Source organism: Bradyrhizobium sp. GW821-FHT13H05 (assembly GCF_058804065.1).
This window is the reverse complement of the sequence record NZ_JBXAPO010000009.1, coordinates 195,458-215,534: the sequence shown is the minus strand read 5'-3', so window position 1 is coordinate 215,534 and position 20,077 is coordinate 195,458. Positions and strand designations below refer to the sequence as shown.

Annotated in this window: 22 protein-coding genes and 1 other RNA gene; 9 read left to right on the top strand and 14 right to left on the bottom strand. The window is 65.7% G+C overall.

Annotation, left to right across the window (positions count from 1 at the left end):
- Positions 1-56 precede the first annotated feature (56 nt).
- Entirely contained in the window at positions 57-1,556 is a 1,500-nt protein-coding gene (locus AC1RR3_RS25955; RefSeq protein WP_492825943.1) for a phosphomannomutase/phosphoglucomutase, read from the top strand.
- A 185-nt stretch (positions 1,557-1,741) separates the two neighbouring features.
- Here AC1RR3_RS25955 and AC1RR3_RS25950 read toward each other — a convergent pair whose 3' ends face one another.
- The 3 genes from AC1RR3_RS25950 to AC1RR3_RS25940 all read right to left on the bottom strand — a co-directional run bounded on the left by AC1RR3_RS25950 (position 1,742) and on the right by AC1RR3_RS25940 (position 3,213).
- On the bottom strand, positions 1,742-2,581 hold the full coding sequence (locus tag AC1RR3_RS25950) for a sterol desaturase family protein (RefSeq protein ID WP_492825941.1): 840 nt from the start codon (positions 2,579-2,581) through the stop codon (positions 1,742-1,744).
- Between the two features lie 9 nt (positions 2,582-2,590).
- Positions 2,591-2,914, bottom strand: coding sequence for a cysteine rich repeat-containing protein (locus tag AC1RR3_RS25945; RefSeq protein ID WP_492825939.1), 324 nt, complete (start codon positions 2,912-2,914; stop codon positions 2,591-2,593).
- 77 nt (positions 2,915-2,991) lie between these two features.
- Entirely contained in the window at positions 2,992-3,213 is a 222-nt protein-coding gene (locus AC1RR3_RS25940) for a hypothetical protein (protein ID WP_211399121.1), read from the bottom strand.
- A gap of 183 nt (positions 3,214-3,396) precedes the next feature.
- On the opposite strand from AC1RR3_RS25940, the gene AC1RR3_RS25935 reads away from it, so the two are divergent.
- Positions 3,397-4,119 carry a response regulator gene (locus AC1RR3_RS25935; protein ID WP_492825937.1) on the top strand — a complete coding sequence of 241 codons (723 nt, stop codon included), beginning with the start codon at positions 3,397-3,399 and terminating at the stop codon, positions 4,117-4,119.
- A complete protein-coding gene (locus AC1RR3_RS25930; protein ID WP_492825935.1) occupies positions 4,119-5,468 on the top strand; it encodes a sensor histidine kinase in 1,350 nt (449 codons plus the stop codon). Before AC1RR3_RS25935 ends, AC1RR3_RS25930 begins: the two co-directional genes overlap by 1 nt.
- 64 nt (positions 5,469-5,532) lie before the next feature.
- On the opposite strand, the gene AC1RR3_RS25925 is transcribed toward AC1RR3_RS25930, so the two are convergent.
- From AC1RR3_RS25925 to AC1RR3_RS25885, 9 genes are all read right to left on the bottom strand, one after another.
- Positions 5,533-6,042, bottom strand: a complete 510-nt coding sequence (locus tag AC1RR3_RS25925; protein WP_008131682.1) for an Lrp/AsnC family transcriptional regulator — start codon at positions 6,040-6,042, stop codon at positions 5,533-5,535.
- A 97-nt stretch (positions 6,043-6,139) separates the two neighbouring features.
- On the bottom strand, positions 6,140-7,063 hold the full coding sequence (locus tag AC1RR3_RS25920) for a sugar kinase (protein ID WP_492825933.1): 924 nt from the start codon (positions 7,061-7,063) through the stop codon (positions 6,140-6,142).
- A 6-nt stretch (positions 7,064-7,069) separates the two neighbouring features.
- Positions 7,070-8,008: an NAD(+) diphosphatase gene (gene nudC, locus AC1RR3_RS25915; protein ID WP_492825931.1), complete on the bottom strand. Its 939-nt coding sequence runs from the start codon at positions 8,006-8,008 to the stop codon at positions 7,070-7,072.
- 7 nt (positions 8,009-8,015) lie between these two features.
- Complete coding sequence (locus tag AC1RR3_RS25910) at positions 8,016-8,435, bottom strand: HIT domain-containing protein (RefSeq protein ID WP_492825929.1); 420 nt, start codon at positions 8,433-8,435, stop codon at positions 8,016-8,018.
- A 139-nt stretch (positions 8,436-8,574) separates the two neighbouring features.
- The gene (locus AC1RR3_RS25905; RefSeq protein WP_492825927.1) at positions 8,575-9,702 is read right to left on the bottom strand and encodes a muconate cycloisomerase family protein; all 1,128 of its coding nucleotides are present in this window, start codon (positions 9,700-9,702) and stop codon (positions 8,575-8,577) included.
- On the bottom strand, positions 9,699-10,454 hold the full coding sequence (locus AC1RR3_RS25900; RefSeq protein WP_492825925.1) for an SDR family NAD(P)-dependent oxidoreductase: 756 nt from the start codon (positions 10,452-10,454) through the stop codon (positions 9,699-9,701). Before AC1RR3_RS25900 ends, AC1RR3_RS25905 begins: the two co-directional genes overlap by 4 nt.
- Positions 10,454-11,248 carry an amino acid ABC transporter ATP-binding protein gene (locus AC1RR3_RS25895; RefSeq protein ID WP_492825924.1) on the bottom strand — a complete coding sequence of 265 codons (795 nt, stop codon included), beginning with the start codon at positions 11,246-11,248 and terminating at the stop codon, positions 10,454-10,456. Before AC1RR3_RS25895 ends, AC1RR3_RS25900 begins: the two co-directional genes overlap by 1 nt.
- Positions 11,245-11,907 (bottom strand): amino acid ABC transporter permease, encoded by a 663-nt coding sequence (locus tag AC1RR3_RS25890; protein WP_492825922.1) that lies wholly within the window; start codon positions 11,905-11,907, stop codon positions 11,245-11,247. Before AC1RR3_RS25890 ends, AC1RR3_RS25895 begins: the two co-directional genes overlap by 4 nt.
- A 219-nt stretch (positions 11,908-12,126) precedes the next feature.
- Positions 12,127-12,972 carry a transporter substrate-binding domain-containing protein gene (locus AC1RR3_RS25885; RefSeq protein ID WP_492825920.1) on the bottom strand — a complete coding sequence of 282 codons (846 nt, stop codon included), beginning with the start codon at positions 12,970-12,972 and terminating at the stop codon, positions 12,127-12,129.
- Between the two features lie 183 nt (positions 12,973-13,155).
- On the opposite strand from AC1RR3_RS25885, the gene ffs reads away from it, so the two are divergent.
- From ffs to AC1RR3_RS25860, 5 genes are all read left to right on the top strand, one after another.
- Positions 13,156-13,252: signal recognition particle sRNA small type (gene ffs, locus AC1RR3_RS25880), an RNA gene on the top strand.
- Positions 13,253-13,346: 94 nt separating this feature from the next.
- Positions 13,347-15,188, top strand: coding sequence for a DNA polymerase III subunit gamma/tau (locus AC1RR3_RS25875; RefSeq protein ID WP_492825918.1), 1,842 nt, complete (start codon positions 13,347-13,349; stop codon positions 15,186-15,188).
- Positions 15,189-15,212: 24 nt separating this feature from the next.
- The gene (locus tag AC1RR3_RS25870) at positions 15,213-15,533 is read left to right on the top strand and encodes a YbaB/EbfC family nucleoid-associated protein (protein WP_314949215.1); all 321 of its coding nucleotides are present in this window, start codon (positions 15,213-15,215) and stop codon (positions 15,531-15,533) included.
- 1 nt (position 15,534) lies between these two features.
- Positions 15,535-16,137 carry a recombination mediator RecR gene (gene recR, locus AC1RR3_RS25865; RefSeq protein WP_492825916.1) on the top strand — a complete coding sequence of 201 codons (603 nt, stop codon included), beginning with the start codon at positions 15,535-15,537 and terminating at the stop codon, positions 16,135-16,137.
- Positions 16,138-16,167: 30 nt separating this feature from the next.
- Positions 16,168-16,605, top strand: coding sequence for a hypothetical protein (locus tag AC1RR3_RS25860; RefSeq protein ID WP_492825915.1), 438 nt, complete (start codon positions 16,168-16,170; stop codon positions 16,603-16,605).
- 131 nt (positions 16,606-16,736) lie between these two features.
- Here AC1RR3_RS25860 and AC1RR3_RS25855 read toward each other — a convergent pair whose 3' ends face one another.
- A complete protein-coding gene (locus AC1RR3_RS25855) occupies positions 16,737-18,098 on the bottom strand; it encodes an AmpG family muropeptide MFS transporter (protein ID WP_492825914.1) in 1,362 nt (453 codons plus the stop codon).
- 82 nt (positions 18,099-18,180) lie between these two features.
- Positions 18,181-19,380 carry a DNA recombination protein RmuC gene (locus tag AC1RR3_RS25850; RefSeq protein ID WP_492825913.1) on the bottom strand — a complete coding sequence of 400 codons (1,200 nt, stop codon included), beginning with the start codon at positions 19,378-19,380 and terminating at the stop codon, positions 18,181-18,183.
- Positions 19,381-19,551: 171 nt separating this feature from the next.
- Here AC1RR3_RS25850 and def point away from each other — a divergent pair, with 171 nt between their 5' ends.
- Entirely contained in the window at positions 19,552-20,076 is a 525-nt protein-coding gene (def, locus tag AC1RR3_RS25845; RefSeq protein WP_492825912.1) for a peptide deformylase, read from the top strand.
- Position 20,077: the final 1 nt, after the last annotated feature.

The following is a 20,077-nucleotide window of genomic DNA, read 5'->3' as shown; positions in this document are numbered from 1 at the left end:
GGCCCGGCATTCGCTAAGGCTGCATCAATTCCCGCCAGTTTCACGAGACCGTCTCCATGTTCCCCAAGCCGAAATCCGTCTTGCTGCCCAACACCTACGCCTTCGAATCCGAGCCGATGGTGAAGGCCACGGGTTTCCGCGAATACGACGCGCGCTGGCTGTTCCAGAAGGAAATCAACCTGATGGGTGTGCAGGCGCTCGGCATGGGGCTGGGCGCGCTGATCGCCGAGCTCGGGGTTAGCCAGGAGATCGTCACTGGCCATGATTTTCGCGGCTATTCGGCCTCGATCAAATACGCGCTGATCTCCGGCCTGATGGCGGCCGGCTGCAAGGTTCACGACATCGGGCTTGCGGTGACGCCCATGGCCTATTTTGCGCAGTTCGACCTCGACGTGCCCTGCTGCGCCATGGTCACGGCCTCGCATAACGACAATGGCTGGACCGGCGTGAAGATGGGCGCCAACCGTCCGCTGACCTTCGGCCCTGACGAGATGACGCGACTGAAGGAGATCGTCCTCAACGCCGAATTCAAGAACAAGGCCGGCGGCTCCTATCAGTTCCACGAGAACTATCCGGCGCGCTATATCGCCGACCTCACCAACCGTCCGAAGCTGAAGCGCAAGTTGAAGGTCGTCGCGGCCTGCGGCAACGGCACCGCCGGCGCATTCGCGCCGCAGGTGCTGGAGGCAATCGGCTGCGAGGTGATCCCGCTCGACACCGAGCTCGACCACACCTTCCCGAAATACAATCCGAATCCCGAAGACATGGAGATGCTGCACGCGATCCGCGACGCGGTGCTGCAGCACAAGGCCGATGTCGGCCTCGGCTTCGACGGCGACGGCGACCGCTGCGGCGTCGTCGACAATACCGGCGAGGAGATTTTTGCCGACAAAGTCGGCGTGATGCTGGCGCGCGACATGTCGGCGATCCACAAGGACGCGCAGTTCATCGTCGACGTGAAATCGACCGGTCTCTTCATTACCGATCCGGTGCTGCAGAAGCAGGGCGCCAGGACCACCTATTGGAAGACCGGCCATTCCTACATGAAGCGCCGCACCCACGAGACAGGCGCGCTCGCCGGCTTCGAGAAGTCGGGCCACTTCTTCTTCAACAAGCCGTATGGACGCGGCTATGACGATGGCCTCGTCTCGGCGCTCGCGATCTGCGACATGCTCGACCGCGCGCCCGGCAAGTCGATGGCGGACCTGAAGAACGCGCTGCCGAAGACCTGGTCGTCGCCGACCATGTCGCCGCATTGCGCCGACGAGGTCAAATACGGCGTCATCGACCAGGTGGTGAAGCATTTCGAGGGCTTGCAGGCGAAGGGTGCCAAGATCGGGGGACAGGCGATCCGCGACCTCGTCACCGTCAATGGTGTCCGCGTCACGGTCGAGGACGGCAGCTGGGGCCTGGTGCGCGCCTCATCCAACAAGCCCGAGCTCGTGGTCGTGGTCGAGAGCCCGGTCTCCGAGCAGCGCATGCACGACATGTTCGAGATGGTGAACAGCGTGCTGCGCACCCATCCCGAAGTCGGCGAGTACAATCAGAAGATCTGATGCGAGCTGATCGCTCCGACGGCGGTCCTCTCCCTCGCCCCGTTCTTACGGGGAGAGGGTCGGGGTGAGGGGCTCTCTCCACACGTGAGATGGTCGAGGGACCTGTACCCCCTCACCCGGATTGCTTCGCAATCCGACCTCTCCCCGCAAGCGGGGAGAGGTAAGTGCCATCGCCGACAGCGCGCTCAGCCCCCCGGCGGACCGAACAGGGCGCGGAACTTCGCGCCTGCGCCGCGGGCCTTCCGGGCATCGCCGAGCATCGCGATCCATTCGCCGAGCGCGATCCGGATCGGGTTGAACGACGGTGTGCCGCCGACCAGACCGAAGCGGAGCGGCTGATCCGAGGGCTGCTCGGCGAACGTGCCGAACAGGCGGTCGAACACGATCAGGATGCCGCCGTAGTTCTTGTCGAGGCACGGCTCGTTGCAGGCGTGGTGCACGCGGTGATGGCTCGGCGTGTTGAGCAGCCATTCGAGCATGCCGAGATGCGGCGCGAAGTCGCTGTGGATGAAGAACTGGTAGAGCAGGTTGATCCCGAGCATCGCGACGATCGCGACGGGATGAAAGCCGATCAGCGCCAGCGGCAGAAAGAAGAGAAAATTGCCGGAGACGTTGCCGGTCCAGCCGAGCCGGATCGCCGCTGTCAGGTTCAGCCGCGTCGTCGAGTGATGCACCGCATGCGTTGCCCACATCCAGCGAATGCGATGCGAGGCGCGATGCTGCCAGTAGTAGAGGAACTCGCTGCCGATGAACAATCCGGCGAGCGCGAGCAGGCTGCCTTGCGCAAAGTCGAACAGGCGGTGCTCGTAGAGGAAGGCGAACGGTACCGCGAGAAGACCGGCCTCGATCGCGCGCAGCACGTTCTGTCCCAGAGCGACACCGAACGATGCCACGCTTTCGCGCCAGTCGTGGGTCTGGCGGTCTGCAAGCCGGCCGATGCCGTATTCCAGCAGCATCAGGCCGATCGCCGTTGCCAGGATCACGCGCCGGAGCGTCGGATCGAAGAGGAGTGACGCGTAGCCCACGGCATCCTCCTATTTCGGCGCGACGCCGGCGCTGACGGCGCTGTCCCTCAATGCCTGTGCGCGGGGCAGCGTTTGTGCGCAGGACGAGGTGAGCTGGCCGGCGTGGGATTGCAGGCAGGCGAGGATGCGACCGCCGCCCGGTGCGACGTCGCTGCAAAGGCGGTCATAGTCGGCGCGGCAGGCCTGCATGACGGCCCTCGCTTCGCTCCGCATTTGCGGCGTGATCTGCGTTTGCAACTGGCTCTGGGCGAACGCGGATGTCGAGGCGGCGAGACCGAGGGCGACGATGATTGCGGCCTGCGGGATTGAGAGGAGACGGAAAGTCGATGGCATGGTGCTGATCCTTTTCTGACCTGGTGAGATTGGCCGCCGCCGCGTGGGGCAGACGCAGCGACGGCCTTGCCCGCTTCTCAGCGCGAGATCGTGCCGGTGCGGGTGTAGGTGTTGCCGGCCGGGCCGGTGCGCGTGACGTTGCGCGAGCAGCTTCCATTGGCGCAGCTGCCGGTCGCGGTGACGCTGGAGGTGCCGCGCGGACCGGAGCCGGTCGCCGTCCGGGTCCAGGCATTGGCGTCGGCCGCGGCGGCAACCGACAGGGCTCCGATGACGAGGGAGGTGAGGAAGAACTTGTTCATGGTCGTCGTCTCCTTGTGGGGGCTGCCGTGAGCGGGAGCCATGCGAAGGAGACTGGGCCGGCGGCGTCCGCGCTGCATTGCCGGGACGAAACGATTGTTATGGCTTTGTCGGGCGCGTGTAACACTATGTAACAACGCGGCCCGCGCCCTTGCGTGCTGTGCGCCGTTGTCCACAATGCGGCAATGAGCGCGCAGCCGGCCACGATTCTCATGGTGGAGGACGATCCCGAAATCAGCCGCCTCGTCGCCGATTTCATGCGGCGCGAGGGGTTCGAGGTCGCCTGCGTCGCCGACGGCAAGGCGATGGACGCGATGCTTCAGCGCCTGCGGCCCGACCTTGTCATCCTCGACCTCATGCTGCCGGGCGAGGACGGGCTTTCGATCTGCCGTCGCTTGCGTGCCGACGATTCCCTCCCGATCCTGATGCTGACCGCCAAGAGTGACGAGATCGACCGCGTGGTCGGTCTCGAGATGGGCGCCGACGATTATCTGACAAAGCCGTTCGGACCGCGCGAGCTGCTGGCGCGCGTGCGCGCCATCCTGCGCCGCGCCAACGGGGCGCCGGCCAAGCCGCTGGTGCGGCGCTTTGCGTTCGACCGCTTCGTCATCGACCTCGATTCGCGCAGTGTCGAGACTGTCGAGAACGAGATTGTGGCGCTGCAATTGACCAGTGCGGAGTTCGACCTGCTCGGCTGCTTCGTCCAGCGCCCGCGCCGGGTGCTGACGCGCGACCAGATCCTCGACTGGACCCGCGGGCGTTCGGCGGAGCCGTTCGACCGTACCGTGGACATGCTGATCTCGCGGCTGCGCAAGAAGCTCGACGGCGCAAGCCCCGGCTCCAACCTGATCACGACGGTGCGCAACGGCGGCTATCTGTTCACCGCTGCCGTCAAGCAGGTGTCGTGATGCTGCGCGTGACGCTCGCGGCCCGGCTGGCGCTGATCGGGCTGATCGGCTTCACGGTGGTGCTCACCGTGGTCGTCGCGATCTTCTACCGGACGACAGTGCACGAGAACGAGCTGACGCGGCCCACGCCGGCGCGCCTCGATGCGCTTGCAACGCTCGTGGAGCGCACCACCGCCGATTCGCGGCAGTCGGTGCTCGATGCGGTGTCGTCACCGCAATTCAGGGTGCGCGTCGTTCCGGATGGCGCGCCGGTCAGTGGCGAGACGCCGGAGCAGCAGCAACATTTGCGCGAGACCTATGCGGCCGGTCTTGCCGGCCGCCCCGTCGAGATCGTGTCGCCGCCCGATCATCGCGTCGCGCGCCTGTTCCCGCGCATCGCGCGGCTGATGGCCAATGCGATCGAATTCCGCATCGGCTTGCGCAGCGGCGAGATGCTGATCGTCGATGCCTATACCCGCCTGCCGGTGACGCCGCTCGGTCTGCCCGTCGGTTTCGGCGCGGGCGTGTTCGGCTCGATCGTGGCGCTGCTCGCACTTCTGATCATGCAGCGCGAGACGCGGCCATTGGCGCAGCTCGCGGCCGCGGTCGATCGCGTCGACCTGTCGGCCGATCCGCCGCCGCTGCCGGACGCGCGGCGCAGCGCGCCGGAGATCCGCGCCGTCATCGCCGCGTTTAACCGCTTGCAGGGGCGGCTTGCCGAGATGCTGCGCGCCCGCATGACGCTGGTCGGCGGCATCGCCCATGACGTCCGGACCTTCGCAACACGGCTGCGGCTGCGGGTCGAGCACATCCCCGACGATGCCGAGCGGCAGCGGGCGGTTGCCGATATCGACGACATGATCCGGCTGCTCGACGACGCGCTGTTGTCGACGCGGGCGGGCGCCGGCGGGCTGTCGCAGGAAATGGTCGAGCTGGCCGCGCTGATCGCCGTCGAGGTGCACGACCGGCGCGCTCAGGGCAAGCCGGTCGATCTGGTGACGGACGAGCGCGCGCGCAATGCCGTCGTGCTCGGCGACCGGCTGGCGCTGCGGCGTATCCTCGCCAACGTCATCGACAATGCGCTTGCCTATGGTCATGCGGCGCATGTGCGGACGGCCTTGAAGGACGGCGCCTTCGTCGTGTCGATCGACGACGAGGGACCGGGCATTCCCGCAGATCAGCGGCAGACCGTGCTGGAGCCGTTCCACCGGCTGGAGAAGTCACGCAATCGCGCGACGGGTGGGGCTGGCCTCGGCCTCGCGGTCGTGCGCAGCCTGGTCGAGGCGCATGGCGGAACGATCGAGATTTCCGCAACCCCCTGCGGGGGCACGCGGGTCAATGTCGCGCTGCCGGTGTTTCAGCCGGCTTGAATCGTTTTCGAGCGAAGTGGATGCCGGTTCGCGTGAAGAAAACGCGTCAAACAAGACTCTGGCGTTAAGCCGCCACCACCGCCGGGATCGGCAGCGCGGTGACCGACTTGATCTTCTCCATCGCGAAGCGCGAGGTGACGTTCTTCAGCGGCACGGCGCTGATCAGCTTCTTGTAGAAGATGTCATAGGCCTGCATGTCCGCGACCACGACGCGCAGCATGTAGTCGACGTCGCCGGCCATGCGGTAAAACTCCATCACTTCCGGCATGGCGCTGACAGCTTCGGCGAACTTCTTCAGCCAGGCGTCGGAATGGTCGGAGCTCTCGACCGAGACGAACACGGAGATGCCGAGCCCGATCTTGTTCTGGTCGACCAGGGCCACCCGCTTGATGATCACGCCGTCGGCCTCCAGCCGCTGGATGCGCTTCCAGCACGGGGTCGAGGACAGGCCGACACGGTCGCCGATCTCGGCGACGGACAGGGAGGCATCGTCCTGGAGCACCATCAGGATCTTGCGGTCGATGGCGTCGAGGCGGCGGCTGGTCTCGGGGATCTGGACAGCGAGGTCAGTCATTTGAAGAACTTTGTTCCATTTCACGGGTCGATTTCCCTGATATAGAGAAAATCCTTCCACGGCAAGCCTATATTCTCGGCGCAGCAGTGGGATCGCTCTAGGGGTCGCCCCCCAAAAGCCTTTCAACTTCAATGCGTTGTGGGGCGGCCAGGCCGCCGCCATGGCGGGTGCATTTCAGCGCCGCGGCGGCCGCGGCGAATCGCAGCGCCTGCCGCACCCCCTTACCCTCGGCCAGACCAAGCGCGAAGGCGCCATGGAAGACGTCGCCCGCACCGAGCGTATCGACCGCCTGAACCGGGAAGGCCGGCGTCTCTTCCAGCCCGCCCGTCTCGTTCAGCCAGATCGTGCCCTGCGGGCCGCGGGTGGCGGCGAGGAAGGCTGGCGTCAGCCCGGCAAGGCGCTTCAAGGCCCCGCCGTCATCGGCGAGGCCGGCGGTCTCCTGAACCTGCTCGCTGGCGAACAGCAGGTGCGAGGCTGTCGTCAGCAGGCCGTCCTGCAACGACATCGCGCGATCCACGCCGACGATGACGGGAATGCCGCGCCGGCGCGCCTCGGTGCAGAGGTCCGTGCAGAACGATGCGCAGCGGCTCTCGACGAGGACGGCCTGACAATCGGCGAGCAGCTTGTCGGCGTCGGGCAGCCTGACCGTCCACAGGGCTGGATCGCGATAGATAGTCAGCGTCCGTTCACCTGTCGCGTCGATGATGATCGCCGAGACGGGCGTGGTCACATCAGGCAGGCGCACGATGTGGCCGGTGTCGATGCCTTCGGCGGTCATGCGGTCGACAATGAAACCGCTCGACGCCTCCCGCGCATCGCCCATGGGACCTGCGAACGAGGCGCGGCCGCCAAGGCGCGCAATGGCGATCGCGGCGTTGAGCGCGTTGCCGCCGCAGATCTCGGCGAGATGCGTGGCGTTGGCCTTGCTGCCCCGCGCGGGCACGGCCTCGACCCGAAAGGTCAGGTCGCGCACGGGAATGCCGATGCAGAGGATGCGCGGCGCGATCACGGATGGCGCCATCGGCGGTCAGCTCTTGTCGTGCACCCAGCGGCCGAGCAAATGATGCGCAATCGCAAACGGATGCGGGCCGGCGAGCCCGTCCGGATGCGTCCGCGTCAGCATCAGTGCCGCCTCTTCACGCGTGAACCAGCGCGCGTCTTCCAGCTCGGAGTGATCGACGACGATATCCTCGTTCAGCGCCCGCGCACTGCAACCGATCATCAGCGACGACGGATAGGGCCACGGCTGGGTCATGTAATACTGCACGTCGGTGCAGCTTATGCCGGATTCTTCGAGGATCTCGCGGCGCACCGCATCCTCGATCGTCTCGGCGGCCTCGACGAAGCCGGCAAGGCAGGAATACATGCCCGGCAGAAACTGCTTCTGGCGGCCGAGCAGGCATTTTTCGCCTGATGCCACCAGCATGATCACGACGGGATCGGTGCGCGGAAAGTGCTCGGCCTTGCAACTGGGGCATTCGCGCTTCCAGCCGCCTTCCTTCATCGCGCTGCGCGTGCCGCAATTGGCGCAAAAACCGTGGCGCTGATGCCAGCTCACCATCGACTTCGCCATCGCGATCGCCGAAAGCTCGTCGGGCGGAATCGCGCCTTGCATCGCCATGCCGCGCAGCTCGGTGACGGTGTAGTCCTCGCGGCCGACCAGTTTTTCGGCGGCGGCCTGCGGCATGCCCATGCCGAACACGGCCGCGCCGTCGCGCAGGCCGAGGAAGATCGTGCCGGGATTGGCGCCGCATTTCAGCGCCTCGTCGATTCCCAGCAGTGCGCGCGTCTTCTCGCCCTCGCGCTTCACCAACAGGGAGTCGCGGTAGACCACATAGGCTCGCGATGACGGCTTCTGTTCCAGCGCGAACAGCTTTTCGTCGTCGCGGCGCAAATGCGCGGCACGGTCGAGGACGTGGGTAACGAAGGCCGGTTGTCCCAGCGGAAACGAGTCGAATGCTGACATTGTTCTCTCAACCCAACCAGATCTTGCGACGAAGCGCGCTGATGAAGTTCTGTACCTCGGTGGCGTCATGCGCCAACGGCTGCATCACGCCCCAGACCGGCCGCGGCCAGGCGGCGTCGCCGGTGCGGCGGGCGATGATGTGGACGTGCAGCTGCGGCACGAGGTTGCCGAGCGCTGCGATATTGAGCTTGTCGCATTTGGTGATCTCCTTCAGCGCGCGCGAGACGCGGGAGATCTCGGTCATCAACTGCGCCTGCTGCACCTCGTCGAGATCGATGATCTCGACCGAATCGGGGCGCCGGGGCACCAGCAGCAGCCAGGGATAATGGGCGTCCTTGATGACCAGCACCTTCGACAGCGGCAGGTCGCCGATGTCGATGGTGTCCTCTTTCAGGCGGGAGTGCAGCGACCAGGCGGGTTCGGACATATGCGTTTCCGGATGGCCCGATGGGTTCGGGCCTGTTTGGCCGGACCATACGATACCGATTCCCTGAGGGGAAGGATCGGGGCCGCGGGGGCGGCATGCTCCGCTGTCGTCCCGGTGTCGCGCTTTGCGCGCCCCGGAACTACGCCTCCGCCAGCACCCGTGCGTTGGCGCGGACGGAGGCTTCGCTGACGCGAATCCCGAGGCCCGGACCATCGGGCACCACCACATGACCGGCGCGGTTAGCGACGCGCTCTTCCAGCACGTCCTCGGTCAGCACGTGGTGCGGCATGTAGAATTCGCAGCCGAGCGAGATGCCCGGCGTCGCCGCGATCAGCTGTGTGCCGGCGGCAAGGCCGATACCGCCCTCCCACAGCGTGCCGCCATAGCCGGGCAGGCCGGCAATGTCGGCGATCGCCATGATCGCCTGCGCCTCGAACAGGCCGCCGGCCTTCATCAGCTTGATCGAGACGGCATCGGCCGCCTCGCGGCGCACCACCTCCATCATGTCGCGGCGATCGAAACAGCTTTCGTCGGCGAGCACGGGCGTCTCCAGCGCGGCGGTGAGCTGCGCCATCACGTCGAGAAATTTGCGCGGCACCGGCTGCTCGATGAAGGTCGGCGCGAACTGCTCGACGTCACGCAAAATCTTGATGGCCCCGAACGGCGCCAGCGCCTGGTTGTAGTCGACGCGCAGATCGACGGTGTCACCGAATTCCTTGCGGATCGCCTCGAGATGATCGAGGTCCTCGCGGTGCGGCTTCACGCCGGTCTTGACCTTGTAGATGACATTGCCGTCCGGAACCATTTTCCGCATACGCTCGAGATCGGCGGCGAAATCGGGATCGGCGATCGAGAACGACAGCGGGATGGTGTCGCGCACGCGGCCGCCGAGCAAATCGGCGACCGACAGCCCCGACGATTTGCCGACGATGTCGAGCAGCGCCATCTCGATTCCGACCTTGGCCTCGGCATGCCCGACCAGCGCACGGTCGAGCTCCGCCATCAGCGCGCGGATGCGACGCACGGATTTGCCGAGCACGATCGGCCGCAGATAAATGTCGAGCGCGGAGAACGCCGCTTCCGGCGTTCCCGTGAATACTTCCCACGGGGCGGCTTCGCCCCAGCCGACCACGCCGTTGCTCGCGGTGAGTTCGATCAGCACGCGCTTCACGGTGCCCTTGACGTTGCCGACGCCCTGGAGGCGCGCCATCTTGATCGGGCTCTCGATCAGGAACAGCCTGATGCGTGCGATGGTTGCTTCGGTCATGTCAGGCCTCCATTGACGTGCCAGACCTGGCCGGTGACGTAGGATGCTTTGGGGGATGCGAGGAAGGCGATGATCTCGGCGACTTCCTCCGGCTGCCCGCGGCGGCGCATCGGGATCAGTGCTTCGGTCGCGGCAATCTGCTCCGGCGACAGCCGGCTCTCGCTCGGCTTGTCCTTGACGATGAGGCCGGGCGAAACCGCATTGACGGTGATGCCGTCTTTAGCAAGCTCGATCGCGGTGAGGCGCACCAGCGCTTCCAGCGCGGCTCGGCTCGCGGCGGTCGCGGCGAACGGCGCGAATTCGGGCCTGATCGCATGCGCCACGAATGAGGACACCGCGACGATGCGCGCGTCTTGCCCGGCACGCAGCAGCGGCAGCGCGGCGTCGACCAGCCGTGTGAAGGCCAGTGCCGATTCGTCCATCGCCTTGCGGAAATCATCCGCGGGCGTCCCGATGGCGCTGCCGCGGCGGGCATGGCCGCCGACGAGGACCAATCCATCGAGCCGGCCGAACGCGGCTTGCGTGGCGGCGATGGCTTCGCCGGCCGCGGCCTCTTCGGCGAGGTCGCCGAGGCATTTTGCGACGACCGCGCCTTTCGCTTCGACTTCCACCGCAGTGGCGTCGAGGCCGGCGGCGTTGGAGCGTGTGTGCAGCAGCAGCGCGGTGCCGGGCGCTGCGAGCAGTTTTGCGGTGGCGCGGCCGATGCCGCTGGCAGCACCGGTGACGAGATAGACGCGATCGATATTGGACATCACGAAGCTGCGTTGGCCGGCGGCAGTGCACCGGTACGGTGGAAATGGCTGAGGAAGGCGCGGGTCGCCGCCTCCCGCGGATTGTCGATCACCTGCCGCGCCGGGCCTTCCTCGACGACGACACCGTCGCGCATGAAGATGAGACGATCGGCGACCTCGCGGGCGAAGGCAATTTCGTGGGTGACGATCACCATGGTCATGCCCTCGGCGGCAAGCTGCTGGATAACCGCGAGCACCTCGCCGACGAGCTCGGGATCGAGCGCGGAGGTTGCTTCGTCGAACAGCATGACATCGGGCTCCATCGCCAGCGCCCGCGCGATGGCGACACGCTGCTTCTGTCCGCCTGACAGCGTTGCCGGATATTGGTCCGCTTTCTCGGCAAGGCCCACCTTGGCGAGCTGCGCCCGCGCGAGCTTCTCGGCGTCGGCCTTGGCCATGCGCCGCACCGTAACCGGTCCCTCCATCACGTTCTGGAGCGTCGTCATGTGCGGGAACAGGTTGAAATGCTGGAACACCATGCCGGTGGTGGCGCGGAATCTTGCGAGTGTCTTCACGTCCGGGAGTTTCGCGCCCTCGCCGAACTGGAAACGTGTATCGCCGACACGAACGCTGCCGCCATCAGGCGTCACCAGCAGATTGATGCAGCGGAGCAGCGTCGACTTGCCCGAGCCCGACGGGCCGATCAGCGCCACCACGCCGCCCTTGGGCACGTCGAGATTGATGTTCTTGAGGACCTCGTTGCTGCCAAAGCTCTTGCGAAGGCTGCGGATCTCGATCTTTGACGTCTCGCTCATTCGCTGACCGCCAGTCGCTTCTCGCCGCGGCGGACGATGATGGTAAGCGGGATCAGGATCGCGGCATAGGCGACTGCGACCGCGGTGTAGGTCTCCAGCGGCCGGTAGCTGTCATGGGCGGCGACCTGGCTTTGATAGACGAGGTCGGGCACCGCCAGCACCGAGACCAGCGAGGTGTTCTTGAACTGGATGATCGACTGGTTCATCAGCGCCGGGATCATGCGCTTGATCGCCTGCGGCAGCACGATGCGCCGCATCGACTGGCCCGGCGTCATGCCGAGCGCGGCGCCGGCTTCCGACTGGCCCTTGTCGATCGAGATGATACCGCCGCGGATGATCTCCGAATAGAACGAGCCGCCATAGAGCGACAGCGCCAGCGCCGAAGCCGTGATCGGCGTCATCTCGACGCCGGCGAGAATCGGCAGCGCGTAATAGAACCAGATCAGCTGCACCAGGATCGGCGTGCAGCGAAACGCCTCGATGAAGGTCAGCGCGAGCAGACGCACGGCCCTGAAGCGCGACAGGCTGCCGAACGCGCCGAACAGGCCGAACACCAGCCCGAGCACGACGATGACCACGGTGAAGCCGACGGTGACGCCGAGCCCGTTGAGAAAGAGCCAGCGATAGCTCCAGAGGATGCCGAAGTCCCACTGATACATGCGTGCGTTTACTCAGCCGGCGGAAAGCTTGGAACGGTGTTGCGTCGTTCTCGGTGCACCTCTCCCGCTTGCGGGAGAGGTCGGCGCATAGCGCCGGGTGAGGGCTCTCTCCTCTGGGGGAGTCTTCCTGGCGGAGACACCCTCTCCCCGACCCTCTCCCGCAAGCCGGAGAGGGAGCGCACCGCGCCTAGCGGATCGAAATCGCCCTGATCTCATCACTTACAGCGAAACGCCCGGCGGAATGTCCGCTTCGGTCACGCCCACCAGCTCCATGTTGGTGATGATGGCGTTGCGGATGAAGCCGAGGCCCTTGTTGAAGTCGATCCAGGTGTTGACGTAGTCGCGCCAGGTCTTGTCGGTCTCGCGGCGGAAGCCCGCGTTCGAGGTGGTTGCGAAGATCGGCGTCGGCAGCACGAACTGGCCGAGCGAGGGGTTCTTCTTCAGCACGGTGAGCGACAACATGGTGATCAGGCACTGCGCGTCGACGCGGCCGGTCTGGAGCGCGGCGGTGGCATCGTCGGCGGTCTTGAGCCGTGAGATCTGCGCCTTCGGCGTCAGGCGGCTGACGACCTGGTCGTGCGAGGAGCCCTGGTCGACCGCGATCTTGACGTCGGGCGAGTTCAGCTCGGCCCAGCTCTTCGGCTTGAAGTCCTTCTTGCAGAGGATGCCGAAAGCGTTGTTGAAGACCGGCACCGAGAAATCGACGACCAGTGCGCGCTTCGGGGTCGGGTTGAGGCCGAAGAAGATGTCGATCTTGTTGGACTGCAGATCCAGCACCGAATTGCCCCAGGTGGTCTCGGTGATCTCGAGCTCGGCCTCCATGTCGTCGGCCAGCGCCTTGGCGATGTCGACGTAAAAGCCCTTCCACTGGCCGCTGGAAAGATCCTTCATGTAGTACGGCGCGCCGCCGCCGACCGCGCCGATCCGCATCTTCTTGGTTCGGCGGATGCGGGCGAAGGTCGATTCGTTGGGGTCGGCCGTCTGGGCCACGGCCGGGGAGGCCAGCGCGGCTGCGGCTACCGCGCCAAGTCCGACAATCGATGCAACATCACGACGTGTAACCATTGGGATCAATCGCTTTTCTGGTTGGATGGAGTTCCGGCGGCGTTCTTAGCAAGGTGGTCCCGCCAGCGAAAGCACAGCCTATCGGCTGGGCAGGCGCGGATTTGCCCGGATGCTGGGCAAACCCAACCCGTTCAAGCTGATACCCGCTTGCTTTCCGCTCCTTTTGGCCCCAAATAGGGACCGGGAGATTGGCGGTGGACGAGCCACTCGCCAACCGGGTCAGGTCCGGAAGGAAGCAGCCCTAACGAGGTCCGGATCGGGTCGCTCGTCAGTCTCCTACCTGTTTTTTCGAGCGAATTGCGCCGGCGGGCCTCCCGCCAGCGCGCTCCTTTCCGCAAAAGCCGGCCGAGAGACATTTCATTGCGGATCGACCGATGACCGACGCTGGCGCCCCTCCCAACGCTGACAGCGCCAGCCCGGCTGGCAACGCGCCTTACCGGGTTCTCGCGCGCAAATACCGCCCCTCCAGCTTTGACGATCTGATCGGCCAGGAGGCCGTAGTCCGGACCGTCTCCAACGCATTCGAGACCGGGCGCATCCCGCAAGCCTGGATCCTCACCGGCGTCCGCGGCGTCGGCAAGACCACCACGGCGCGCATCCTTGCCCGTGCGCTCAACTACGAGATGCCGGATGGCTCGGTGAAGGGGCCGACCGTCCACATGCCGACCTTGGGCGTGCATTGCCAGGCGATCATGGAAAGCCGGCACATGGACGTGCTGGAGATGGACGCGGCCTCGCATACCGGTGTCGACGACGTTCGCCAGATCAATGACAGCGTGCGCTACGCGCCGGCCAGCGCCCGCTACAAGGTCTACATCATCGACGAAGTCCACATGCTGTCGACGGCGGCGTTCAACGCCTTCCTGAAGACGCTGGAGGAACCGCCGGAGCACGCCAAGTTCGTGTTCGCCACGACGGAGATTCGCAAGGTTCCCGTCACGGTGCTGTCGCGCTGCCAGCGCTTCGATCTGCGCCGCGTCGAGGCCGACGTGCTGATGAAGCACCTCGCCAATATTGCCGCGAAGGAAAACGTCGAGATCGAGCCGGAAGCGCTCGGCATCATCGCGCGCGCCGCCGAAGGCTCCGTGCGCGACTCACTGTCGCTGCTCGACCAGGCGATCGCGCATGCGGCGGGGACCGTGAAGGCCGATGCGGTCAGGCAGATGCTCGGGCTCGCCGACCGCACCCGCGTCATCGACCTGTTCGATTCGCTGGCGCGCGGCGACATCGCCGCCGCGTTCAAGGAGTTCCGCGACCAATACGACGTCGGCGCCGATCCCATCGTCGTGCTCTCCGATCTTGCCGAATTCGTCAATTTCGTCACCCGTGTGAAGATCGTGCCGGCGACCGCGGACAACGTCGCCTATGGCGAGACCGAGCGCGTGCGCGCGCGTGACTTCGCCTCGAAAATCTCGATGCGGGTGCTGTCGCGGATGTGGCAGATGCTGCTCAAGGGCATCACCGAGGTGCAGGCCGCGACGCGTCCTGCGGCAGCTGCCGAGATGGTGCTGGTGCGCATCGCCTATGTCGCCGACCTGCCGACGCCCGATGAAGCCATCAGGATGCTGGAGCAGAACGGCGGTGGCTCGCCGGTGGTGAACGGCGGCGGTGCTGCCCGCAGCAGTGCGCCGGCCGCACCGATGGCATCCGCGGCGCCTGTTGCCTCTGCCGCGCCCGTGCGTGCACCGAGCGCGCCGTCGGGATTTGGCGGCGGCGCGGCCCGGCCGCAGATGGCGGCGCCCGCGCCGGATCCGCAAGCCGCGGCCCCCCAGCTGCGCGTCACCAGCTTCACCCAGCTCGTTGCGCTCGCCGGCCAGAAGCGCGACCTCATGACCAAGGGTGCACTCGAAGCGGATATGCGCCTCGTTCGTTTCGAGGAGGGCCGGCTCGAGGTCGCGCTCGAGCCGAACGCCTCCAAGACCATGATCACCGAGCTGGCGCGCAAGTTCGAGCTGTGGACCGGCCGTCGCTGGACCGTGATCGTCTCCAACGAGCAGGGCCAGCCGACGCTGCGTTCGGTGAACCAGGCCGCCAAGCAGGAACATGCGCGTACCGCCGAGGCCGATCCGCGCGTGCAGGAGGTGCTGTCGCGCTTCCCCGGATCGAAGGTCGTCGAGGTCCGCAGGCTTGCCCCCGAGACGCCGGAATCCAATATTAACGCCGACTACGGCAGTGACGATCCGCCCGACGGTTCCGAAGCCGACGACGATCTCTGAGCCAAATTTTGAGGACAGGCACCGATGGCTGATTTTCTCGGCATGATGAAGCAGGCGGCGCAGCTGCAATCCAAGATGCAGGAGATGCAGGACGCGCTTGCAAATGTGGAGGTCGAAGGCATCTCCGGCGGCGGTCTCGTCGCCGTGCGCATGACTGCCAAGATGGACGTGAAGGGGATCAAGATCGATCCCTCGCTGATGAAGGCGGAGGAGCGCGAGGTGCTGGAAGACCTGCTCGTCACCGCGCTCGGCGATGCCCGCCGCAAGGCGGAAACGGCGGTGCAGGAGAAGATGCAATCGCTCACCGGCGGGCTCGGCCTGCCGCCGGGGCTGTTCGGCCAGTAACATGGGCGCGGTTGCAGGTCCCGAGATCGAGCGGCTGGTGCAGCTTCTCGCACGGCTGCCGGGCCTTGGCCCGCGTTCCGCGCGGCGCGCGGCCTTGCACCTGATCAAGAAGCGCGAAGCGCTGATGATGCCGCTGTCATCCGCGATGCAGGTCGCGTTGGACAAGGTTCAGGTCTGCAAGACCTGCGGTAACATCGACACGCAAAATCCCTGCACCGTCTGCATCGATCCGAAGCGCGATCCCGCCATCATCGTCGTGGTCGCCGACGTCGCCGACCTCTGGGCGCTGGAGCGGGCCAACGCCACCCAGGGGCGCTATCACGTGCTGGGTGCGACCTTGTCGCCGCTCGACGGCGTCGGCCCGCAGGATCTCACCATCGATGCGCTGGTGGCGCGCGCGCATGCGGCCGAGGTGCACGAGATCATCCTGGCGCTGAATGCGACGGTGGACGGCCAGACCACCGCGCATTACATCACCGACCTGCTTCAGGACGCCAACGTAAAAGTAACCCGGCTGGCCCATGGTGTGCCCGTCGGTGGCGAGCTTGATTATCTCGACGAAGGTACGCTATCGGCCGCGATGCGGCAGCGGACCCTGTTCTAGTTTTCCTACAGACCTGACGGAACGGACGACATGACGAAACGATTCGCCACACGCTCGGCTTTGGTTGCGACGATGATGTTGCTGGTGACGCCGGCCATCGCCGCGCAGCAGGACGACGAGGCATCGCCGGCACCCAAGCCCGGCAAGCCGATCAACACCGGCGAGGTGCTCTCGGGCGAGCTGAACGCGATGAAGGTGCGCGACGTCAAGAACGCCGGCAAGCGGATTGCGATGTACCAGATCACCTCCGAGCCGCGCCGCCTGCCGGCGCCGAACGGGCTGTGCAATCTCGAGACCGGGCCTGAGACCTTCCAGCTCGTCACCTCCAGCGACGCGCAGGCAGCCCAGCTGAAATCGTTCGTCGGCAAGGCGATCTCGGTCAAGGTCGACGAAGTCGCCTGCGCCAGCGATCCCGGCCAGATGAGCGAAGCCGTGATCACGAAGTGGAGCTTGATCAAGAAGCAGTAGGGGGCAGGCAGCGCACTGCTCGCTCCGCCGTCATTGCGAGGAGCCCTTGCGACGAAGCAATCCAGACTGTTTCCGCAGCGACAGTCTGGATGGCTTCGCTTCGCTCGCAATGACGGGGAGACAGGTGAGCCTTAAACCCTGACCGGCCCCAGCGTCTCGAAATGCCCGCGCTTCTGCAGCCAGGCCAGCAGCACCAGGCTCGGGATCGCCACCAGCACGCAGATCACGAAGAACAGCGCCCAGCCGGTGCTATCAGCCACAAAGCCGGCTCCCGATGACAGGTACGTCCGCCCCACCGCCGCAAGCGCGGTGAGCAGCGCATATTGCGTCGCCGTGTGCAGCGGGTTCTGGCAGAGCGCCGAAAGATAGGCGACGAAGATCACGGTGCCGATGGCGCTGGTGAAATTCTCGCAAGTGATGGCGAAGGCGAGGGCCCACTGGCTGGCGCCTGCGATTGCGAGCCACGAGAAGGACAGATTGGCCAGCGCCTGCACCACGCCTCCGATCCACAGGGCCGCCGCCAGCGGATAGCGCCGTGCGACAAAGCCGCCGGCGAAGCCGCCGATCAGCGTCGCGGCAAGGCCAACGCCTTTCACGATCGCCGCATAATCATTGCGGGTGAAGCCGAGGTCGATCACGAACGGCGCGGTCATCGTGCCCGAGAAGGCGTCGGTGAACTTGAACAGCACGACGAAGGCGAGCGCGGCGAGCGCGTCCTTGCGCGTCAAGAATTCCGAGAAGGCGCCGATCGCCGCGTGCAGCACGCGTGTGAACGCGCTCTCTTCCTGCGTCGCCGCCTCGGCTCGCATCGATTGCTCGGGTTCGGTCGCGGCCAGCGCCGTGATGGTTCCGATCAGCACCATCGCCGCCATCACCACATAGCCCCACATCCAGGCTGATTGGCGCGGGATGCCGGTGTCCTCGAAGCCCGAGACGATGAACAGCGCGCCCGCGGTCGAGACCAGCATGCCGATGCGATAGGCCGCGACGTAAGCCGCCATGCCGGCCGCCTGCTCGCTCTCGGGCAGGCTCTCGACACGGAAGGCATCGACCACGATGTCCTGCGTCGACGACATCGTCGCCACCAGCAGCGCGCCCAGCGCGACATAGAACGGCGAGCGCGCGGGGTCGGTGAGCGCGAGCAGCAGGATCGCGACGATCAGCAGCAATTGCGAGAACAGCAGCCAGCCGCGCCGCCGTCCGAACGCGCGGGTGAACAGCGGCACATGCAGCGCATCCACCAGCGGCGCCCACAGAAATTTCAGCGTGTAGGGCGTGCCGACCAGCGCAAACAGCCCGATGGTCTTGAGATCGACCCCGGCCTCGCGCATCCACACCAGCAGCGTCGACCCCGACAGCGCCAGCGGCAGCCCGGAGGAGAAGCCGAGGAACAGCACGATCAGCACCCGCGGTTGCAGATACACGGCCAGGCTGTCGCGCCAGGAGGTCGCAGGGGCGGAGGTGGCGGGGGACGTCGCGTCGGGTGCGGTCATCGGGAGGTGTTAGCAGATTCTGGTGCCACAAGTGAGCTGTCGTCGCCCGGTCAAGCCGGACGACGACAGTGTGCCTCAAACCTCACTCCCCCGCCTGGAGCTTCCTTGGAAACAGCTCCGGCGCACCTGTCGCCACCAGATGCGGTCCCTCCGGCGCATCCGCCTTGCTGAAATCGAGTTCCTCGATCCGTCCCGCGCGCTTCTCGATCTTGTCGGCGGAGATCAGGATCTGGCGGACGTCCTCGTTCGCGTCGCCAAAGTGCTTTTGTAATTTGAGCACGCGGTCGCGCAAGCGGCCGAGGTCGTCGCCGAGTTTGATCACCTCGATGCGGATCTGGTCGGCGGCGTCGCGCATGCGCGCGTCCTTCATGATCTGCTGCATCACCTGGATCGCGAGCATCAGCAGCGAGGGCGATACCAGCACGACGCGGGCGCGGTAGGCCTTCTGAATCACGTCGTCGAAGCCGTCGTGGATTTCCGCGTAGACCGATTCCGACGGCACGAACATCAGCGCCATCTCCTGGGTCTCGCCGGTGACGAGGTATTTTTCGGCGATGTCGTTGACATGTTTCATCACGTCGCCGCGCAGCCGCTGCGTGGCAATGCGCTTCTCCTCGTCGGTGCGGGCGTCGTGCAGCGCGGTCATCGCCTCCAGCGGAAATTTCGCGTCGATACAGAGCGGGCGCTGGTCGGGCAGGAACACGACGCAGTCCGGGCGTTTTCCCGTCGAGAGCGTGAACTGGAATTCGTAGGCCCCCTTCGGCAGGCCGTCCTGGACGATCGCCTCCATCCGCGCCTGGCCGAAGGCGCCGCGCGACTGCTTGTTGGCGAGCACGTCGCGCAAGGTGGTGACCTGCGTGGTGAGGTCGGTGAGGTTCTTGTGCGCGTTGTCGATGATGCCGAGCCGCTCGTGCAGCGCGTGCAGGCTCTCCATGGTGTTGCGGGTCGAGTGTTCCATGGATTGGCCGACGCGATGGGTGACCGAATCCAGCCGCTCGTTGACGGCGCGGGCCATCTCGGCCTGGCGGCCGGCCAGCGCCTGGGTCATGGCGTCGGCCCGGCCGGCGGCCTCGCTCTGGGCGTGGAGGACCTGGCTGAGGCGTTCCTCGAGCTCGTCGGCGCGGATGGCATTCGCCATGGCGAGTTCCGCGCCGCGCCGCCCGGAGCGCGCGATCACGACCGCTATGACGATCAGAAGGATGAGAACCAGCGCGCCGAAGCCGATCAGCGCATCGATGATGCGCACCGGCCAGTCGCCAGCCATGAAAATGATCTCGTTCATGCCTGCCCTTCTAGCCGATTCGGCTGCCGGCACGAACGAATAGCGAACATTTCCGGTAAATGCCCCGTTAATTTTTATGGTTAAGAAAACCTGAAGTTTTATGGTTAGCGAAGGGTTAACGGGGTTCCTGGCCGCATTGACCGCATCCGGCATGCGGCTTAAATCGCGGCCATGGCCCTCAGAGAAATCATCATCCTGCCCGACAAGCAGCTGCGTCTGGTCTCCAAGCCGATCGAGAAGGTCACGCCGGAGATCCGCAAGCTTGCCGACGACATGTTAGAGACCATGTACGACGCGCCCGGCATTGGCCTGGCGGCGATCCAGATCGCGCAACCGTTGCGTTTGATCACCATGGACCTCGCCAAGCCCGACGAGAGCGGCGAGACCACGCCGCTTCCGCGCGTCTTCATCAACCCTGAAATCGTCGCTTCGTCGGAAGAGTTGTCGGTCTACGAGGAAGGCTGCCTGTCGATCCCCGAATATTACGAGGAGGTGGAGCGTCCCGCCAAGGTACGCGTGCGCTTCACCGATCTCGACGGCAAGGTGCACGAGGAGGACGCCGAAGGTCTCTACGCCACCTGCATCCAGCACGAGATCGACCATCTCAACGGCGTGCTGTTCGTCGACTATCTGTCAAAACTCAAGCGCGACCGCGTCATCAAGAAGTTCGAGAAAGCCGCCAAGCGGGGGGAGTGAG

Excerpts from the sequence above, each read along its gene's own strand:
- AC1RR3_RS25875 (WP_492825918.1), top strand. The coding sequence starts at position 13,347 with ATGACCGACGCTGGCGCCCCTCCCAACGCTGACAGCGCCAGCCCGGCT.
- AC1RR3_RS25855 (WP_492825914.1), bottom strand. The coding sequence starts at position 18,098 with ATGACCGCACCCGACGCGACGTCCCCCGCCACCTCCGCCCCTGCGACC.
- AC1RR3_RS25930 (WP_492825935.1), top strand. The coding sequence starts at position 4,119 with ATGCTGCGCGTGACGCTCGCGGCCCGGCTGGCGCTGATCGGGCTGATC.
- AC1RR3_RS25885 (WP_492825920.1), bottom strand. The coding sequence starts at position 12,972 with ATGGTTACACGTCGTGATGTTGCATCGATTGTCGGACTTGGCGCGGTA.
- AC1RR3_RS25895 (WP_492825924.1), bottom strand. The coding sequence starts at position 11,248 with ATGAGCGAGACGTCAAAGATCGAGATCCGCAGCCTTCGCAAGAGCTTT.
- AC1RR3_RS25900 (WP_492825925.1), bottom strand. The coding sequence starts at position 10,454 with ATGTCCAATATCGATCGCGTCTATCTCGTCACCGGTGCTGCCAGCGGC.
- AC1RR3_RS25920 (WP_492825933.1), bottom strand. The coding sequence starts at position 7,063 with ATGGCGCCATCCGTGATCGCGCCGCGCATCCTCTGCATCGGCATTCCC.
- AC1RR3_RS25925 (WP_008131682.1), bottom strand. The coding sequence starts at position 6,042 with ATGACTGACCTCGCTGTCCAGATCCCCGAGACCAGCCGCCGCCTCGAC.
- AC1RR3_RS25860 (WP_492825915.1), top strand. The coding sequence starts at position 16,168 with ATGACGAAACGATTCGCCACACGCTCGGCTTTGGTTGCGACGATGATG.
- nudC (WP_492825931.1), bottom strand. The coding sequence starts at position 8,008 with ATGTCAGCATTCGACTCGTTTCCGCTGGGACAACCGGCCTTCGTTACC.
- AC1RR3_RS25850 (WP_492825913.1), bottom strand. The coding sequence starts at position 19,380 with ATGAACGAGATCATTTTCATGGCTGGCGACTGGCCGGTGCGCATCATC.
- recR (WP_492825916.1), top strand. The coding sequence starts at position 15,535 with ATGGGCGCGGTTGCAGGTCCCGAGATCGAGCGGCTGGTGCAGCTTCTC.
- AC1RR3_RS25870 (WP_314949215.1), top strand. The coding sequence starts at position 15,213 with ATGGCTGATTTTCTCGGCATGATGAAGCAGGCGGCGCAGCTGCAATCC.
- AC1RR3_RS25935 (WP_492825937.1), top strand. The coding sequence starts at position 3,397 with ATGAGCGCGCAGCCGGCCACGATTCTCATGGTGGAGGACGATCCCGAA.
- AC1RR3_RS25905 (WP_492825927.1), bottom strand. The coding sequence starts at position 9,702 with ATGACCGAAGCAACCATCGCACGCATCAGGCTGTTCCTGATCGAGAGC.
- AC1RR3_RS25940 (WP_211399121.1), bottom strand. The coding sequence starts at position 3,213 with ATGAACAAGTTCTTCCTCACCTCCCTCGTCATCGGAGCCCTGTCGGTT.
- AC1RR3_RS25890 (WP_492825922.1), bottom strand. The coding sequence starts at position 11,907 with ATGTATCAGTGGGACTTCGGCATCCTCTGGAGCTATCGCTGGCTCTTT.
- AC1RR3_RS25945 (WP_492825939.1), bottom strand. The coding sequence starts at position 2,914 with ATGCCATCGACTTTCCGTCTCCTCTCAATCCCGCAGGCCGCAATCATC.
- AC1RR3_RS25955 (WP_492825943.1), top strand. The coding sequence starts at position 57 with ATGTTCCCCAAGCCGAAATCCGTCTTGCTGCCCAACACCTACGCCTTC.
- AC1RR3_RS25910 (WP_492825929.1), bottom strand. The coding sequence starts at position 8,435 with ATGTCCGAACCCGCCTGGTCGCTGCACTCCCGCCTGAAAGAGGACACC.
- def (WP_492825912.1), top strand. The coding sequence starts at position 19,552 with ATGGCCCTCAGAGAAATCATCATCCTGCCCGACAAGCAGCTGCGTCTG.